General features: G+C 49.3%; 14 protein-coding genes. 9 read left to right on the top strand and 5 right to left on the bottom strand.

The window, feature by feature from the left end; all coding sequences use genetic code 11:
• Nucleotides 1–27: 27 nt before the first annotated feature.
• Nucleotides 28–2853 carry a TonB-dependent receptor gene (locus tag K384_RS03160; protein ID WP_038029287.1) on the bottom strand — a complete coding sequence of 942 codons (2826 nt, stop codon included), beginning with the start codon at nt 2851–2853 and terminating at the stop codon, nt 28–30.
• 100 nt (nt 2854–2953) lie between these two features.
• Nucleotides 2954–4396 (bottom strand): hypothetical protein, encoded by a 1443-nt coding sequence (locus K384_RS03155; protein ID WP_051633074.1) that lies wholly within the window; start codon nt 4394–4396, stop codon nt 2954–2956.
• Between the two features lie 213 nt (nt 4397–4609).
• Between K384_RS03155 and K384_RS03150 the strand changes: the two genes are divergently transcribed.
• On the top strand, nt 4610–5326 hold the full coding sequence (locus K384_RS03150; RefSeq protein ID WP_157630034.1) for a hypothetical protein: 717 nt from the start codon (nt 4610–4612) through the stop codon (nt 5324–5326).
• Nucleotides 5327–5473: 147 nt separating this feature from the next.
• Here the strand turns inward: K384_RS03150 and K384_RS13250 are convergent, their stop codons facing one another.
• A complete protein-coding gene (locus K384_RS13250) occupies nt 5474–5920 on the bottom strand; it encodes a hypothetical protein (RefSeq protein ID WP_051633073.1) in 447 nt (148 codons plus the stop codon).
• A 117-nt stretch (nt 5921–6037) separates the two neighbouring features.
• Between K384_RS13250 and K384_RS03140 the strand changes: the two genes are divergently transcribed.
• From K384_RS03140 to K384_RS13715, 8 genes are all read left to right on the top strand, one after another.
• A complete protein-coding gene (locus K384_RS03140) occupies nt 6038–7897 on the top strand; it encodes a M1 family metallopeptidase (RefSeq protein WP_038029282.1) in 1860 nt (619 codons plus the stop codon).
• 102 nt (nt 7898–7999) lie between these two features.
• Nucleotides 8000–8845 carry a transketolase gene (locus K384_RS03135; RefSeq protein WP_038029280.1) on the top strand — a complete coding sequence of 282 codons (846 nt, stop codon included), beginning with the start codon at nt 8000–8002 and terminating at the stop codon, nt 8843–8845.
• A gap of 188 nt (nt 8846–9033) precedes the next feature.
• Nucleotides 9034–9876: an alpha/beta hydrolase gene (locus K384_RS03130; protein WP_038029277.1), complete on the top strand. Its 843-nt coding sequence runs from the start codon at nt 9034–9036 to the stop codon at nt 9874–9876.
• Nucleotides 9877–9879: 3 nt separating this feature from the next.
• A complete protein-coding gene (locus tag K384_RS03125) occupies nt 9880–11028 on the top strand; it encodes a glycosyltransferase (RefSeq protein ID WP_084147095.1) in 1149 nt (382 codons plus the stop codon).
• Entirely contained in the window at nt 11025–11276 is a 252-nt protein-coding gene (locus K384_RS03120) for a hypothetical protein (protein ID WP_038029272.1), read from the top strand. Before K384_RS03125 ends, K384_RS03120 begins: the two co-directional genes overlap by 4 nt.
• Nucleotides 11277–11284: 8 nt before the next feature.
• A complete protein-coding gene (locus tag K384_RS03115) occupies nt 11285–12619 on the top strand; it encodes an ABC transporter permease (RefSeq protein WP_084147109.1) in 1335 nt (444 codons plus the stop codon).
• A gap of 8 nt (nt 12620–12627) precedes the next feature.
• A complete protein-coding gene (locus K384_RS03110) occupies nt 12628–13824 on the top strand; it encodes a GAF domain-containing SpoIIE family protein phosphatase (RefSeq protein ID WP_051633072.1) in 1197 nt (398 codons plus the stop codon).
• Nucleotides 13825–13905: 81 nt separating this feature from the next.
• Nucleotides 13906–14082, top strand: a complete 177-nt coding sequence (locus K384_RS13715; RefSeq protein ID WP_157630033.1) for a hypothetical protein — start codon at nt 13906–13908, stop codon at nt 14080–14082.
• Nucleotides 14083–14184: 102 nt separating this feature from the next.
• Here the strand turns inward: K384_RS13715 and gcvP are convergent, their stop codons facing one another.
• On the bottom strand, nt 14185–17070 hold the full coding sequence (gene gcvP / locus K384_RS03105) for an aminomethyl-transferring glycine dehydrogenase (protein ID WP_038029267.1): 2886 nt from the start codon (nt 17068–17070) through the stop codon (nt 14185–14187).
• A gap of 144 nt (nt 17071–17214) precedes the next feature.
• Nucleotides 17215–17889, bottom strand: coding sequence for a hypothetical protein (locus tag K384_RS03100; RefSeq protein WP_038029265.1), 675 nt, complete (start codon nt 17887–17889; stop codon nt 17215–17217).
• Between the last annotated feature and the right edge of the window lie 5 nt (nt 17890–17894).

Raw genomic sequence — 17894 nt, 5'->3', positions numbered from 1 at the left:
AGGTTTTTTGGCAAAAGTAGTTTTGATTTATTCTATGGTGTAGCTTACACCCAAAGTGAAGGTCTGCCCTACACGATATGACTGGTAGGGGTATTCTCTGCCATTATAGGTATTGACCATGCGGTATTCGGGATTCAGCAGGTTGCTGCCGCGGGCAGTAACAGCCCACTGCTTGTTGGCACCCAAACGCTGGCGCAAGGTAATGTTCAATACCGGACGAGGCTGCTCGTAAACATTGGGGGTAGCCCCTGCACTTACCACCATCAAACGGGGTCCGAACACATTTAGGCTGGCACTGGCATCGAAGCCTTTGTCTTCATTGTTGTAGTTCAATATAGCATTGACCAAATAAGGCGACTGCGCAAAGAACGGGCGCGTAGAAGGCTGCGAAGGGTCCACTGCTTTAATCAAAGCATATTCTTGTTCGGGGATATCCACCTGCGAGTAAATATAGCTGGCATTGACCGCCGCTTGGAAGTGGCGCAAAGCGGGTGAAATAAAGTCAAGGGCTTTGCGTATTTCAAGCTCTGTGCCAACAAGGAAGGCATTGTCCACATTGCGGAAGGTGAACTCGGTGTTTTGAGCCTGCGGCACCAAAGCGCGCTCAATGGCTCCGTCGAATTGCTTATAGAAAGCACTTACCGAAATCAGCTCGCCGGCACGCGGGAACATCTCCCAACGCAAGTCGAAGTTATCAATCAAGGTGCGGCGCAAATTGGGGTTACCGGTCAAGACAAAGTCCCCGATGAAGTCGAAAGAAGCAAAGGGAGCCAACTCACGGAAAGTGGGGCGTGCCAAGGTACGGCTATAGCTTGCACGCAAATTCATGTTGTCGCGTAAGCTGTAAATCACATTGACTGCCGGCAAGGGGTCCAGGTTGTCCAGCTCGGCTTTGCCCTTTGAGGGGTCCAAGCTCTCCAAAGTCATATAGGTTTTTTCGATACGCAAACCGGCATTGATTTTCCATTTGGGGCTCAGCTGAAGGTCTGTCATCACATAGGCAGCCCATACTTGTTGTTGGGCATCGTACTGGTTGCGTTTCTCGCTGTCGTCTTGAATGACCGTCTTGATGGTATAGCCGTTGCCTTCTTCAATGATGCCCAAGTTTTCATCGGCAAGGAAAATGTCTATGTCGCCCTTGAAGTCTGATATATTCTGAATGCGATAAGTCAGGCGGCGTTCGCGGAAAGAGCGGTCTTTCATCAAAGCCGAAACCCCTACCTTTAATTTGGATTCGTTGCCCCAAGCCTTATAAGGAATGCTCACATTCAGTTTATTATCGATGTTTGTCTCGTTCAAATCACGATAAAAGCGGGTGGGCTGGGCATAAACAGAGGGCGAAATAGAGTATTCGCGCACACCATTATTTTCGGTATAGTCATTGGCAAACATGCGCAAATCGGGTTGCTCCTGGTTGCTCAAGGTGTAGGCAGTGTGCCATTCGATGCGGGCTTTTGCCAAAGCGGGCAGGTAGTGTTCGCCTTTCAATTGTGCGTTGGTAAGCGAGCGTTGCATGTAGTTCAACACACGGGACTCAAATACCACCGACTCATCGAAGTTTTGCGGGTTACGGCCGGCAAAGTAAGTAGCCGACTTGGTACCGCTTTGATTACGCATCAGGTTCAGGCTCAACTTATGGTTGTCGCTCATTTTGTATGACAAGTTGGCCAAAGCGCCCCAGAGCACATTTTGCTCACCATAACGCAGGTTGTCGGCATAAAGCAACTCACGCAGTGCGCCACCGGAAAAAGAGTAGCGCCCCATTTGTGCATTTTCATAGTAGGTATTGTCTGTTTGATAGCTCAAGCCGATGATGTATCCCAAAGGACGCCCTTTCAGGTCGGTTTGGTTGCCCAAAGAGAAGCTGTGGCGCTGGTTCAAGAAGGGGGCTTGTGTAATGGGCGCCATGTTTTTATTGAAGCTGCGTGAGATGGTAGTCAGCTGCTCACGCACTTGGGCATTGTTGGCAAAAGCAACGCTGGGAATATCGCCGGCAGCCGGCGCGGGTATGGCACGGGTGCCGTCATCAAAAGCCAGCCAGTCGGTTTTTCCACCTTGGTAGGTTAAAAAGTTTTGATTAAAAGTAGCCTGCGTATTGTATCCGTAGGAAGAGCTCACACGCAGTGTGAAGTATTCGGGGAATTCTTTGGTTTTCACATTCACCAAACCACCGGAAAAATCACCGGGCAGGTCGGCAGAAAAGGTTTTGTAAACCACAAGGTTATCCAACAAGTTACTGGGGAACATATCGAACTGCACGGCATTGCGGCTGGGGTCCAAGCTGGGAATTTCTGCACTGTTCAAAGTGGCTTTAGAGTAGCGGTCGCCCAATCCACGCACATACACATAGCGTCCCCCCTCTACCGATACACCTGTAATACGGCGCAAGGCAGCCCCGGCATCACGGTCGCCGGTTTTGGCAAAAGTTTCGGCAGAAACACCATCCAATACAATCGATGCGTTTTTCTGCTGAAGCAAAATAGCCGATTCGTTGTTTTGTTCCATTTTGGCAGTGACAACAACCTCCTGCAAAGAGGTTACCTCAGCCGCCATGGGCACATTGAGTGTAACCACTCCGCCGGCTTTGATTTCTACTCCTTCAATTTTTTTGGTTTGATAAGACACATAAGAGATTTCAATGGTATAGACGCCGGCAGGTAAGGTAAGTTCAAAGTTACCGTCCAGGTCGGTGGCCGTGCCTATGGAAGTGGTAGGTTCAAATACGGTTGCCCCAATGAGTGTTTCACCTGACTCGGCATCATACACTTTACCACGCAAGGTGCCGGTCTGCTGCGCCCACACCATCAGGGTGGACAAACAGAAGGTCAGAGTCAAAAGAAATAATCGTTTCATTTTTTTAGTTGTTAGTTTTTAAAAACTACTTCTTGTTACTTTTGCTTTGTATGAAAGCGGGGGCTTGCCCCCGCTTGTGTTATTAATTTGATAGTGTATTTTATTTCAAGAATCCGTATTCATCGAGCGCTGTCCAGCCTTTCATCCAGTTGGTGCCACTCACAAAAGCACCTATCTTGTTCACGGCATCGAAGAAGCTATCCACGGTGCTCACGTCGAAAGCAGACACATTGTCAGCAGCGCCGCCCGAAGTCAAGCTTAAATCCAAGCCTTGGCTACCGGCTGCAACGTTCAGGCCATTCAAGCCGGGCGTATTGTTGTAAGCATTGTTGTTGTTTTGCAAGTGGGTGGTGATTTTGGCAGCCGTGTTGCCGGGGCTGTCGGCACCTACGCCGCTCAGGTCCGTAGCGCTGCCAATTTTTGAGAACAAGTTGTTGGCAAACACAATATCACCGGCATCCAGGCGTGCTTCGCTCTCGATGGGCTCGTCAGCCGACACGTCGTCGATGCGGATACCCGAAGCGAAGTTGTAGAAGATAGAGTTATAGAACTTGCCTCCCGAGTTCTGACGCAGCTCAACCCCCTGCTTGTCACCACTATTACGACCATGTCCAATGAAAGTACCGTTGGAAATGACAGGAATGGAAAGCGGCTCTTGGTTGTAGCTATAAGAAGCGTCGTTGACTACACCGTTTGACTCAAAACCACGCCCACCTTCTTCGGGCTTCTGAATGGTTACGATATATTGCAACTTACCACGGAAACCTTGGTCCCAGTCATAGGCATCATCGTTGCAATAAGCCGAAATCAGATACTTGGCACTTACCGTTCCGCCAAAGAACTCATAACCATCATCAAAGTTGGCAAATACTTCCAGGTGGTCCACTTTAGTGCCCGAGCCTACTGCCCCGAAGGTGATACCGTTAATTTCGTTACCGGCACCAATCTCTGCTCCACCATGGCGCACAGATATGTAGCTTAATTCTCCCGAGTCGTCGTTATCATCGTTGCCACCGTAAAGACCGCGAACCTCACTGGTAGGAATCCCTTCAATGGCACTTTCACCGGTGGGGTCATTGATGCGGGCTTTGCCCAAAATAATCAAGCCCCCCCACAATCCACGAACGTCTGTCTGCAAATCATCGGGATCATTTACATCATCCGAAAGGGTTGTGAAGATAATGGGCTCGTTGGCAGTGCCTTTGGCTATAATTTTCCCTCCACGGGCTACAATCAAAGCCGAAGCTGCTTCTCCGGTGCCCGGCTCTCCTTTAATCACCGTGCCCGGCTGGATAGTCAAGGTTTGCCCTTCGTTTACAAACACTTTGTTGTCCAAAATGTACACAGTGTCTTTGTACAGAGTGCGGGTACCGATGCCTTTCCCGTTGTCAGTAATTTTCACAGCTACATTACCTACGGGGTCAGTCGTTACTTCAAAGGTAGTAGCTGTGGGATCAACCGGTACCGGTTCGTTTTTGTCGTCTTTCTTGCAAGCCGAAAGTGCGAATGCCAATACGGCCGAAAGCATTAAAAATTTCTTCATGGCTAATGTTTGTTTTTTTGACTGATGCAAAGGTAGCAGCAAGCCGGGCTTTATCGGGCAAGGCATTATTAAAAGTGTATTAAAAAAAGGTTACGCACCGGCCGGAAATACACGAAATCATCAAAAGATTTCAACAATTCCTTAACACTTACTTAACCCGGCAAAACAAGTGTCTATGTACCTTCGCAGCACATCCAAAAAAGAATGGAAAACATGAATAAAAGAAGCGTACAATGTTTTTTTCTACTCTTGAGCATGTGCTTGTTTGCCTGCCACTCAACCACGCAAGAGCATAGCAGCAGCACTCATGCCCAACGCGCCGGCGTTGGTGTACTTGCTTTACGACATGAAGCATTTTCCGACTCCGCCACTTTTGTTTTTTTCAAAGACAAAAACCTGCAAGACACACTGCTTGTGTGTGACCTCAACTCTTTGTCACAGGCTTCACCCTATATCAACCGGCCGCAGGAAAAAACGGTATATTGGAAATGTCTGGGCTGGAACCGCCATCATTATGTGGTAGCCCTGAATGACGACGAATGGCAGAAAAAAGCTTATATCGCTTTAGACACTGCCCGCTTTCGCTTCGTTCCATGGAAAGACTTGCTGAACGTTGCCGGTGAAGTAGAGCGGCTTTCTTTCGAAAAAAATCCGGTGCGTGTATCTCCTAAAAACAGCGCGCTGCCGGTAGCGTGGGACACCCCCCGCCAAAGCACCTTTGGTGTGAAGGAAGTATATAAGCAATGGTTACGCGTAGGCGATGCTCCGAAGGAAGGATGGATTCGCTGGGTGCATCACGATACGCTTTACATACAACTTGCCGACAGCCTATGGCGTGCCCCCGAACTGCTGACACTCCCGCCCGACCCCACCACCGATCCACTCATTCACCGCCTGAATGCTGCTGAAAAGAAAATCCAAAAGCAATAAAAACACATCTTCACTTTTTGCCCTTTCTGAAACTCCAAATAAAAACAGGCTGAAGCATCAAAAAAAGAAGGAACGGTCATTCCAAAAACAAGAAGCCCGGACAGTCCGGGCTTCTTGTTTTTACCTAATTGAGTATGCTGCGCTTCATCATGCCTCCGGCATCAGCTTGATTTTCAAGATACGGAAGCGGCTCTTCTCCTTGTCGTAATAGAATTTGTTGAGCACGTCGAAAATATCGCTGCCACGAAACCAAGACACCTGCACTTTTTCGGGCAGCCGGGCATCCATCCACTCTATTTCGTAGCTCTCAAGGTTTTTCTTGTAGTTCTGAATATAATCCATCATCTGCTCGAGCAGCTCTGTTTTGCTACGTCCGCGCACCGAGTGAAACAAAAACTTCTGGTTATGCTGCGGGTTGATGGTAATCAGGTCGAGCTTTATTAAAGGATTTTTGGCATCCTCCGGATTTTGCACCAGGCTATAATCAAAATAAATGCGGGCATCTTCCAGCTGGCGCCGGATGGCTTCTTCCAGTTCTAACTCTCTGATGAGCACCTCAGTAGGTTGCTGAATGGCATTATGACGATTTTCCATATTTTTTTCTTTACCTTTAATTTAAAAAAATGTAGGTATTATTGCTACATGCACGCAAAATTAGCGGATTCAATAAATCCGGACTATTGTTCGTTGTTTATCAAAAAACAAAAATCTATGAAAAAGTATTTCTTTTTACTTCTAATCAGTAGCGTTTTACACCTGCCGGTAAGCTTTGCGCAGCGCAGCGGCTATTGGCAACAGCGCGCCGAATACGTAATGGACATTGATTTTGATGTAAACAAACACCAATTCAAAGGCAAACAAAAGCTCACTTATTACAACAACTCGCCGGATGTGCTCGACCGTGTGTTTTATCACCTTTATTTCAATGCCTTTCAGCCGGGCAGCATGATGGACGTACGCTCACGCACCATCATGGACCCCGACCCGCGGGTGCGTGACCGCATTGCCCAACTCAAAGAGGACGAAATAGGTTATCATAAGATATTGAGCCTAAAACAAAACGGCAAGCCTGTCAAATACGAAGTAGTGGGCACCGTGCTGGAAGTAGAACTTGCCGAGCCCATTGCCCCCGGCAAAAAGGCTGTTTTTGAAATGGAATTTGAAAGCCAGGTGCCGGTGCAAATCCGCCGCAGCGGACGCAACAACCGCGAAGGCATCGACTACTCCATGACACAATGGTACCCCAAAATGGCTGAATACGATGAACAGGGATGGCACGCGCACCCCTACATAGGACGTGAGTTCTATGGCGTGTGGGGCAGCTTCGACGTAACCATTCATATCGATAAGAACTACGTTGTAGCGGCTACCGGCGTATTGCAAAACCCGCAGGAAGTGGGGCACGGCTACGAAAACAAAAACAAGCCTTTAAAGCGTCCCCAAGGCGACAAGTTACACTGGCATTTCAAAGCTGAAAATGTACACGATTTTGCTTGGGCAGCCGACCCCGACTACCAACACACCACGGCACAAGTGCCGGGGGGCCCGCTCTTGCGCTTCTTCTACCAAGCCGAGGCCAACCAAAGCGGCAACTGGGACAAGCTTCCGCAATACATGGTAGAAGCATTCCAAATCATGAACCGCGAATTCGGGCAATACCCCTACCCCGAGTTCTCTTTTGTGCAAGGTGGCGACGGCGGCATGGAATACCCCATGCTTACGCTCATCGTAGGCAACGGCTCACTGGACCGCTTGGTAGGTGTTGCCACACATGAGTTCATTCACAATTGGTACTACGGCATTTTGGGCACCAACGAAGCGCTTTACCCTTGGATGGACGAAGGCTTCACTTCCTTTGCCGAAGACTATGTGTTCAATAAAATCATGGGCATCAATTCGCCCAACCCATTCAAAAGCAGCTATAACGGCTATTTCCGCTTGGTGCAGTTTGGCTTGCAAGAACCGCTAAGCACCCACGCCGATCATTACAACACCAACATGGCTTACTCCATAGCCAGCTATTCGATGGGCTCTATCTTTTTGCGTCAGCTGTCCTACATCATTGGCGAAGAAGCTTTCCGTAAGGGCATGCTTGACTACTTCAACACGTGGAAATTTAAACACCCCACGCCCACCGACTTCATTCGCATCATGGAAAAAGCCTCGGGCTTAGAGTTGGACTGGTACAAAGAGTACTGGATTTACACCACCAAACACATAGATTACGCCATAGATAAGGTCGTAAGCAAAGGCAACAAAACAGAAGTCACCCTGCGCAGAGTAAAAGAAATGCCCATGCCCATCGACTTGCATGTAACGCTCAACTCCGGCGAAGAGCATATTTTCCATATTCCTCTGCAAATCATGCGCGGGGCCAAAAAAGGTACCGGCAAAAACTATCACGTAGAAGCCGACTGGGGGTGGGTTTACCCAACCTATACTTTTGAGCTCCCCTTCTCTACCGGCGACATCCGTCAAATCGTCATTGACCCGGAAGAGTATATGGCCGATATAGACCGCAGCAACAACACATATCCGGCAGATAGCAGCCTGGACGCACGCGGCAAGTAAGCTTCCCATATTAAAACGGAAAAAGCCTTTCAATACGAAGGGCTTTTTCTATTTTTGTGACAATAAAAATCAAAACCCTCTTCTTAAACGCACCCTTTGATTATGAAAAACGATATAAAAACGCTCGAGCGCATCGCCACACAAGTACGGCGCGACATCATCCGCATGGTTCATGGCGCACAGTCGGGGCATCCGGGCGGCTCTTTGGGCTGCGCCGACCTGCTGGTTGCCCTTTATTTCGAGGTGATGGAGCACAATCCGGATTTCAATATGGAAGGAAAAAATGAAGACCTCTTTTTTCTTTCCAACGGACACATCTCGCCGGTGTGGTACAGCGTATTGGCGCGTAGCGGCTATTTCGACCTCAAAGAGCTGGCTACCTTCCGCAAGATAAACTCACGCCTGCAAGGACACCCCGCCACACACGAAGGCCTGCCGGGCATACGGGTGGCTTCCGGTTCGCTGGGGCAAGGGCTGTCGGTGGCTATTGGTGCTGCGCAAGGCAAAAAACTAAACAATGACCCGCATACAGTCTTTGTACTGATGGGCGATGGCGAACAGCAAGAAGGGCAAATATGGGAAGCTGCCATGTATGCTGCCCACCACAAAGTAGATAACCTCATTGGCATCATAGATTATAACGACAAGCAAATCGACGGTCCTGTTCACGAGGTGATGAACGTAGGCAGCCTGCGTGACAAATACGAAGCCTTCGGCTGGCAGGTGCTTGAAATGAACGGCAATGACATGCAAGAGGTAGTGGAAACGCTTTATCATGCCAAGACACTTACCGGCAAGGGGAAACCCATCTTGATTGTCATGAGCACCATCATGGGCTACGGCGTCGATTTCATGATGAACGACCACCATTGGCATGGCGTGGCACCCAACGACGAGGAAGCAGCGCGCGCCTTGGCTCAACTCGAAGAAACACTGGGCGATTATTAATTCTCCGGTAAAAAAAAAAGAACCAAACGGGCGGGATACTTTATTAGAAGTACCTCGTCCGTTTCGTGTTTTTTAGTCATTGTTGTAATAAAGACACTTTTACTTCTTTTTTCGCAACTCAAAACAAGGGCGGCATCAAGTTGCCGGCAATTTTATTTAAATTGCAGTGAAAAGACCTTCATTCCAAAATGCTTCGCTTCGCCTTCTCTACCCTGTCGCTTACTTTTTTGGCAGCTCTATTCGTGGGGCTGTATATGCATTACCGTCTGCAGGACCTGCTGTTTGCCGGGAAAGACGTTGCCCCGGTGGCACCTCCCGCCAGAATAGAGTATCAGGAAATACAATTTCTCAACCCAAAAGAAAAGCTGTACGGCTGGATAGTACCCGCACCTGTCCCCAGCCGCCGCTGGCTTCTTTACTTTGCAGATGGCAGGCATTCGTTCATGCATCCCGAGACCTACCGGCGCCTTTCGATATGGCGCAAACTGTCGTTTAATGTGCTGGTTTTTGATTATAACGGTTACGGATTAAGCGAAGGCGAGCCAAGCGAAGCTGCTTTTTATGAAGCGGCAAGGCAAGCCTATTATTTTCTGCTGAACAACACCGACGCCCAAGCACCTCAAATCGTGCTTTATGGCGAAGGAATTGGTGCAAGCGTAGCTTTGCAGTTAAGCGCTCAGGGCATGGCAGCAGGTGCCCTTATTTTAGACAACCCCATTTATTCGATCAAGCAGCTTATAGACGACCTGCACCCTTTCATGCCCACAGGGCTGTACGGAAAATTCCGGAAAGGAAGCGTGCCGTTCAATAGCGCTCATTACCTCAACCGAAGCTCTACGCCTAAACTCTTTCTGGTTTGTGAAGGACATTTGCATGTTCCGGCATGGCACGGCCTGCAACTTTATGAAGAAAACATGGGACCCGGTCACAAACTGCACCGTTTCCCGGGCGACGAAGCAAGCATGCTTGAACAACACGCTGCCACTTATCAAAGAGTTATCAGCCGTTTTTTGGACAACCTGCAACTTTAAGCAATGATGGAAGGAGTTCTTTGGGGAATTTTGATTCCCTACTGTGCGCTGTTGCTATGGATAATACAAGCATACCGCCACAACAGACGCCTTTCAAACGACCTTGCCATGGAAGCGCTTCCGCTCGATGAAACAGACAGTGTGTCGGTGGTGGTAGCCATGCGTAATGAATCAAGCAACATAGAAACACTTTTGGACTGTCTGGCACGGCAGACCCTCTCCCCACGTTATTGGGAGCTATGCCTGGTCGATGATCATTCAACCGACGGCAGCAAGGCAATAGCCGAGAACTGGGCAAGGCGACACCCCGGGCTGTCTGTGAAGGTGCTGACATTGCCCGCCTCCATGCACGGAAAAAAAGCCGCCATCACCTACGGCATTCAACACAGCCGGCACCCTTTTATTTGCTGCACCGATGCCGACTGCCGCCCTTCAGCACGCTGGTTGGAGCTAATGACAAAGCATCGAAAAAAAAACAAACTTGCTTTTATAGGCGGGCTTGTGCGGCTTCACCCTGCCAACCGGCTTGTAGAACGCTTGCAAAGCCTTGAAATGATAGCGCTGACAGGCACCGGTGCCACCCTCCTGCAACGCCGCATTCCGGGCATGTGCAACGGTGCCAATCTGGCTTTCGAGCAAGCAGCCTTTTGGCAAGTGGGCGGTTACGAAGGCAATGAACATATACCCACCGGCGACGATGAGTTTTTGTTGCAAAAGATAGCCCGCCTGCCGGGCAAGCCCGTTGGTTTTCTGAGCCACCCGGAAGCGGTGGTATATACCCATCCCTGCCATGACTGGCACAGCTGGATAGAGCAGCGCAAACGGTGGATTAGCAAATGGAAGTATCATCAAAGCGGCATGCATAAGCTGCTGGGGGCATACATAGGCTTGCTTTACCTTTCTTGGCTTGCAGCTACTGCTGCTTTGATTTTAAATGGCTATGGTATTGTTCATTTCGCGGCGCAGTGCGCTGTTAAGTTTTCTTTTGAATTTGTATTTTTGTATGCATTATCAAAACCACACCGCCAAGCGGTGCGCTTGTTAGACGTACTGCTCTTATTTTTGGTGTACCCTTTCTATGCGGCTTATTTCGTGTGGGTGGGCAGTCGCACAAGCAGTTATACATGGAAAGACAGAAGAGTGAAAGTATGACAACCATAGAATTTGACCTGCTCGACGAGCTTTATTTTCTTGTAGATTTCGAGCACTTGTTGCGCGAAACGCCTTATCAAGAGCATGAGATACGCGATGCCCTCGAGCAAATGATAATAAAAGGATGGGTACGTTGCTACCATCCTTCGCAAGAGGAAATCATCACCGAGCTAAGCCGGTTCAGGCAAGAATACCGGAAGTATCGTTATCTTGCCAGTAAAGAAGGGCTGTTGGCTCATAACCTATAATGGCTTCTATGACAACGCAAACACAGAACAATACATATCCAACGACCACGCCGCCCCAAGGTCCTTTTTCTCAGTTTTTTTCACGCCTGAAAAAAGACTTCAAGGCTGTCAGCAGCCTTGTGGTCATCGGGCTGTCGGTACTGATTGCCCTGTTGGGCTACCTTATTGCACCGGATTCCACGCCCAATGCCAATGATGGCAGCGTACAAATCAAGCTTTTACCGCCGGGGAGCAGTGTGCGCCTTATTAAGCGGCACCGGCACGTGGAAGTAGAGCAGCAGAACTGGTTCAAACGCATGCTCTTTGGGCAAGAATCGCCGTACGCCATCATCCCCGTAGATTCCTTTTACATAGAAGGCTGGTATGTGCATTACATCCCCTACCATGCGAGTAACGGGCGCAGGCACTCCATTGAAAAAATGCATCTTTTAAACGCTACTCAAGCCCTTTTTATCGGGGATAGTCCCAAATTGGATGCGTTTCTCAAATCTGACGAAGGAAAGAACTGCCAAAAGAGCGATGAAGGCAATTTTGTTATATGTGGCAACCAAGCCTATTACCTCGATAGCCACGAGCAGCTACAAACAATTACGCTGCAAGAGGTACAGCAGCTATTTGAAGCGAAGCAAGTAGAAGAGCGCTTCTTTTTATTGGGAACCGATCGCCAAGGGCGCGACGTATTGAGCCGGCTCATTATTGGATTCCGCATCTCGCTTTTCGTAGGTGCCTTCGCCGTGCTCATTGCGCTGTTGGTAGGCGTAAGCTTGGGTTCAATTGCCGGCTTCTTTGGTGGTTGGACCGACCGCGTCATCGTATGGTTTATGACCGTTGTTTGGTCTATTCCCAGCATCATGCTGGTTATTGCCATCAGTTTGGCGTTGCAGTCAAAGAGCCTGTGGGTTACCTTTTTGGCAGTGGGTCTTACCAACTGGGTAGAAGTGGCAAGGGTCGTGCGCGGGCAAATCATGGCGCTCAAAAAAGCACCATACATAGAAGCCGCGCGCGCTATAGGCGCCCCCCGCCGTCATATATTACTGCGCCACATGCTGCCCAACGTGCTGGGCGCCATCGTGGTGCAAGCCAGTGCCAACTTCGCCTATGCCATCTTGATAGAGGCGGGGCTTAGTTTCCTTGGCTTGGGCGTGCAGCCCCCTACGCCTTCTTGGGGGATGATGGTCAATGAAGGATATGAGGTCATCGGGCTTTCAGCCAGCTCCACGGGCTCGCACCTGTTATGGGCGCCCAGCTTCTGTATTTTCATTACTGTGCTGGCTTTTAACCTATTGGGCAACGCCATGCGCGATGCCATCGACCCCAAATCCAACACTCAATATCAGTGGTAAAAACGAAGGTGAAAGACAAACAAGATATTGCACTGAAAGCACTCTTGGAGGTAACACAGGCAATCAATGCCAACCTCAACGAGGAGCAATTATACCGCATTTATCAATTCACCTTACAGGGCTATCTGCACTTTTCAAAAGCAGCCCTTTATGCATGGGAAACACCAGACCAGTGCCTGCGCAAAATACCACAAAGCCAACGCAGCCAACTGCCCATGAGCATGGACGAAACATGCCGGCAGCTGTTGGCCGACATACACACTCCGGTGCGGGTAGCACAAACCCAACTGCCTTCTATCTTTAAAGTCTATGATTGGGTAGTGCCGGTCATACATCAGAACAAGGCGCTTGCACATGTATTTCTGGGTACGTACGGCGAAGAAGAAATAGATTTGGAATTCGTGCAAACGCTAAGCAACATTGTGCTGGTGGCCATTGAAAACAAGCGCTTGGTTCGCAAACAAATAGAGCAAGAAGCCCTTCAAAGGGAGCTGGCACTGGCGCAAAAGGTGCAACGCATGCTTTTACCTTCAAAAATTGCCCACCAAGACAAGTTCGACTTGGCCGTTTTTTACCAGCCACACCGCAACGTAGGAGGCGATTTTTACGATATCATAGGCATCAACGAAGAGGAGATGCTACTATGCATTGCCGATGTATCGGGCAAGGGGCTGGGTGCCGCCTTGATGATGGCCAACTTTCAAGCGTCGCTACGCGCCATTGTAAAAAACACCTACCACCTGCCCGACATCATTCATCAGCTCAATGAGTTGGTTTACGAGAACATACAAGGCGAAAACTTTATTACCGTTTTTCTGGCACACTACCACTTTGGAAAAAAGCAAATGTCCTACATCAATGCCGGCCATCATCCGCCTTTTTTGTATAGTGCCGGGCGACCGGTGCAGCGTCTGTCGCGTGGCAGTACCGTATTGGGCTGCTTTTGTCCTCTGCCTTTTTTGGAAGTATCCACCATAGAAAAAGTAGAGAAAGCGCTCTTGCTTGCCTACACCGACGGGCTGGTAGAGTTGCACAATGCGCAATCGGAGCAGTATGGCATAGAAAAGCTGGAGCAATTTATTCAGCGCCACCACCATTTGCCGGTAGATGACTTTGTCAATGCGCTCTTGGACGATGTACATAGATTCTGCAGCAACCCGCTTCCGCACGACGACTGCACCATTTTATGCTGCCGTTTTTTCTAAATAAAATTGCTTTTTATGCGCTTTTTTTCCTATCTTGACCCAAAAGAAGAAATAAACTAAGAAATCCAAAAGCTTACTCTTATGGAAAAGAAGGAAATATTGAAAACCATCAATTTGCTTACCGAAACCACCTTAGATATTTCTGAAATTACCGCATTGGTAAAAGAAGGTTGGCATTTAAAAGACATCAGTGTTAACGTGGAAGAAACCAACGGTAAAAAATTGTTATACATGACCTATATTTTGGTAAAGAAATAATCAAGTCCCCGGGCTGTATGGGGATGCCATATCAGGCAAAAAATAAAGAAAGGGGAGCACCAAAGCTCCCCTTTTTTGCTTCCTGTGGGTCATAAAAGCTTTTTAAGCATTCATATCTGCGGTTTCTTCATAGGCACTCACAGGCAGGCAGCTGCACACCAGGTTGCGGTCGCCATATGCATTATCGACACGGCGCACCGGCACCCAGAATTTGCGTTGGCGCAAATACGGCAAAGGATAGGCCGCTTTTTCACGGCTATAAGGATAGTTCCATTCCGAAGCAGTGAGCATGGCAGCAGTATGGGGTGCGTTTTTGAGCACGTTGTTGTCTTTGGGGTACTCGCCACGCTCTATTTCGGCAATCTCTTCGCGTATAGCCAAGAGAGCATCGCAGAAACGATCCAGCTCGGCTTTGCTCTCACTTTCGGTAGGTTCAATCATAAGCGTGCCGGGTACGGGGAAAGATACCGTGGGCGCATGAAAACCATAATCCATCAAACGCTTGGCAATATCTTCCACCTCGATGCCCACCTTTTTAAACGCCCGGCAGTCTATAATCATCTCGTGCGCCACTCTTCCCTTTTCGTTCGTATAGAGCACGGGATAGGCTTTTTCCAGCCGTGCCTTGATGTAGTTGGCATGCAAGATGGCGGCCTTCGTGGCTTCGGTAAGCCCTTCGGCGCCCATCATGGCAATATAAGCGTAAGAGATGGGCAAGATGCTGGCACTGCCAAAAGGCGCTGCGGCTACGGCATGGATCCCTTCGGCATGCTTTTCGCCGCCCATCACATGGTTGGGCAAGAAGGGCGCCAAGTGTTTTTTCACGGCAATGGGTCCCATACCGGGTCCACCGCCACCATGAGGAATACAGAAGGTTTTATGCAAATTCAGGTGGCATACGTCAGCCCCAATAATGGCCGGATTGGTCAGCCCTACTTGGGCATTCATGTTGGCACCGTCCATATATACCTGCCCTCCGTATTGGTGGATAATATCGCATATTTCCTGCACCGACTCTTCGAATACGCCGTGTGTGGAAGGATAAGTAATCATCAGGCAAGCCAAATCGTTGGCATATTGCCGGGCTTTGGCTTTCAGGTCTTCCACATCTATGTTGCCACGTGCATCGGTTTTGACCACCACCACTTTCATGCCTGCCAACACGGCACTGGCCGGGTTGGTACCATGCGCAGAAGCAGGAATGAGTGCTACATGACGGTGTCCTTCGCCTTTCGACTTCAAATAAGCCCGGATGACCATCAAACCGGTATATTCGCCTTGTGCACCGGAGTTGGGCTGCATGGAAATAGCATCAAAGCCGGTAATGGTGCACAACCACTGCGACAAGCGCTCTATCATCAGACGATAGCCTTCGGTTTGCGAAGCAGGCGCAAAAGGATGAATATTTGCCCATTCTGTCCAGGTAACAGGCAACATCTCGGTGGTGGCATTCAGCTTCATGGTGCAGCTGCCCAGCGAAATCATGGAATGCACCAGTGAAAGGTCTTTTTCTTCCAGAGAGCGGATATAACGCAGCATTTCATGCTCGGTGTGGTGGGTATTGAACACCGGGTGCTGCAAGTAATCTACCGGGCGCACCAGAGCAGCGGGTAAAGCGCAGGGGGCTGCTTCGGGCAAGCTTAACGCTACCGCTCCGCCATTTGCTTCATTGAAAACAGCCACCAGGTCTTCAAGGTCTTGCGGGGTGACCGTCTCATCTATCGACAAGCGCACGAAGTCCGCTCCGTAATGCAAGTTGATTTCGCGCTTCTCGGCCGCCGCACGCACGGCTTCGGGCTTGTCGCAAAGGATGGTCAAGGTATCGAAGTAGGTATTGTTGCGCAAACGGAAGCCGGCTTTTTGCAAAGCTTCTGCAAGGAGTGCGGTCATACCGTGTACGCGCTCGGCAATGCGGCGTAAGCCTTGGGGCCCATGATACACGGCATACATGCTTGCCATGACTGCCAGCAACACCTGCGACGTACAGATATTCGAAGTAGCCCGTTCACGGCGAATATGCTGCTCCCGGGTTTGAAGCGCCATACGCAAAGCAGGCTTGCCGTCGGCATCTTTCGAGACACCGATGATGCGCCCCGGTATGTTGCGCTTATATATTTCTTTAGTTGCAAAATAAGCGGCATGCGGTCCACCAAAGCCCATGGGCACACCAAAACGCTGAGTAGAGCCTACGGCCACTTCCGCCCCCATGGCAGCCGGTGATTTCAACAAACACAGACTCAAAATATCGGCAGCTACCACACAACGCGTACCATGGGCGTGCGCTTTCTCAAAAAGAGAGGTATAGTCTATCACTTCGCCTTCGGCATTGGGGTATTGCACCAGCATACCGAAATAGTCGGCGTTTTCCCAGTCAATGCCCGCTTCATCGTCGATGACCAGCTCAATGCCCAGAGGCTCGGCCCGTGTCAGCAACACATCGATGGTGTGCGGAAAACAATGCTTCGACACAAAGAAACGGTTGCGGTGCTCTTGCTCTTTGGGGCGTGTCTGATAAAGCATGTTCATGGCTTCGGCAGCGGCAGTAGCCTCGTCCAGCAAAGAAGCGTTGGCCAGCTCCATGCCGGTCAGGTCGGCTACCATGGTTTGAAAATTGAGCAGCGCTTCCAAACGCCCTTGAGCAATTTCCGCCTGATAGGGCGTGTAAGCCGTGTACCAGGCGGGATTTTCAAGTATATTTCGTAAGATAACCGAAGGAGTCACCGTGCCGTAATATCCCATGCCTATATAGGAACGATGCACTTTGTTTTTTTGCGCCAGTGCCTTGAATTCTTCCAAGAATCGGCGTTCATCTACTGCACCGGGCAACGGCATGGGCTGCTGCAAGCGTATAGACTGCGGAATGGTTTGAGCAATCAGTTCATCGACGGACGCCACACCAATGGTATGAAGCATTTCCTTTTGTTCTGTCGCGTCGGAACCTATGTGACGCTCAACAAAAGGCGTGGGACGGAACCAGGTTTGTTTCATGTTCTTTGGGATTAAAGAGACCTTTTTTGCAAAGATGACCCAAAGTTAAAGACTTTTGTTTAAAAAAATAGTATGCAATACGAAGGGCTGCCCTTTGGCAAAAAGGCAGCCACCTCGAAGAGCATCAAAGAACAAGGCGGGGCGTTAGTTAAATTGCAGTTCCTTTTGGGGCAAGTCGGCCGGAATACGGAACAAATCGGCAGGCAAGGCGCGCGGTTCTACATCTTCGGCTTCTATGATGACTCTATAATGGCGCTGCAGTACCACTATACGTAAAGGGATAGACTGTGTAATAGCAAACACACGGTCTTGTGAATTGGTATGGTGACGGGCAAAAGCAGCGGCATTGACTTTCAGCTCCGGTGCAAAAAAATACATCTTGCCCAAAACCTCGGGACTGCTTCCCACTGTTTTCACCTTCATCATCAACAGATGGCAGGTGTAGCCCAACAAATAATCTTTTTCTTCCTTGACAGGATAAACCTCCACCACTTCTTCTGTGGGCATGGTGGCGGCATGCCAATACACCGTGTCGCGCTTGATGAATTTAAAATACAAACGCGCTTGTTGCGGATCATATATTTGCCATTCGATGGAAGTACCGCGGGGCTCAATGCGATACCTGCCTTCTTTGTTTATGTAAAAATTGCCCCCTTCACCATACAAGGCGGTGACTTCCCACTCGTTGGCCAAAGTGTCTTTGATTTCTATAAAATGACGGTAACGCACCACGCCTTCAAAAAAATCGTCTTGTGCAAAAGCAGTTGAGCAGCACACGCATACCAAAAGCAAAGAAAAGAAAAGCAGCGTTCGTTTCATGATGG

The organism is Thermonema rossianum DSM 10300 (assembly GCF_000426825.1).
Taxonomy (GTDB): Bacteria; Bacteroidota; Bacteroidia; order Cytophagales; family Thermonemataceae; genus Thermonema; species Thermonema rossianum.
The sequence above is the reverse complement of the archived record's forward strand: the minus strand, read 5'-3'. Positions and strand labels throughout refer to the sequence as shown.

Coding starts and splice junctions, on each gene's coding strand:
- K384_RS03160 (WP_038029287.1), bottom strand. CDS start 2,853: ATGAAACGATTATTTCTTTTGACTCTGACCTTCTGTTTGTCCACCCTG.
- K384_RS03155 (WP_051633074.1), bottom strand. CDS start 4,396: ATGAAGAAATTTTTAATGCTTTCGGCCGTATTGGCATTCGCACTTTCG.
- K384_RS03150 (WP_157630034.1), top strand. CDS start 4,610: ATGAATAAAAGAAGCGTACAATGTTTTTTTCTACTCTTGAGCATGTGC.
- K384_RS13250 (WP_051633073.1), bottom strand. CDS start 5,920: ATGGAAAATCGTCATAATGCCATTCAGCAACCTACTGAGGTGCTCATC.
- K384_RS03140 (WP_038029282.1), top strand. CDS start 6,038: ATGAAAAAGTATTTCTTTTTACTTCTAATCAGTAGCGTTTTACACCTG.
- K384_RS03135 (WP_038029280.1), top strand. CDS start 8,000: ATGAAAAACGATATAAAAACGCTCGAGCGCATCGCCACACAAGTACGG.
- K384_RS03130 (WP_038029277.1), top strand. CDS start 9,034: ATGCTTCGCTTCGCCTTCTCTACCCTGTCGCTTACTTTTTTGGCAGCT.
- K384_RS03125 (WP_084147095.1), top strand. CDS start 9,880: ATGATGGAAGGAGTTCTTTGGGGAATTTTGATTCCCTACTGTGCGCTG.
- K384_RS03120 (WP_038029272.1), top strand. CDS start 11,025: ATGACAACCATAGAATTTGACCTGCTCGACGAGCTTTATTTTCTTGTA.
- K384_RS03115 (WP_084147109.1), top strand. CDS start 11,285: ATGACAACGCAAACACAGAACAATACATATCCAACGACCACGCCGCCC.
- K384_RS13715 (WP_157630033.1), top strand. CDS start 13,906: ATGGAAAAGAAGGAAATATTGAAAACCATCAATTTGCTTACCGAAACC.
- gcvP (WP_038029267.1), bottom strand. CDS start 17,070: ATGAAACAAACCTGGTTCCGTCCCACGCCTTTTGTTGAGCGTCACATA.
- K384_RS03100 (WP_038029265.1), bottom strand. CDS start 17,889: ATGAAACGAACGCTGCTTTTCTTTTCTTTGCTTTTGGTATGCGTGTGC.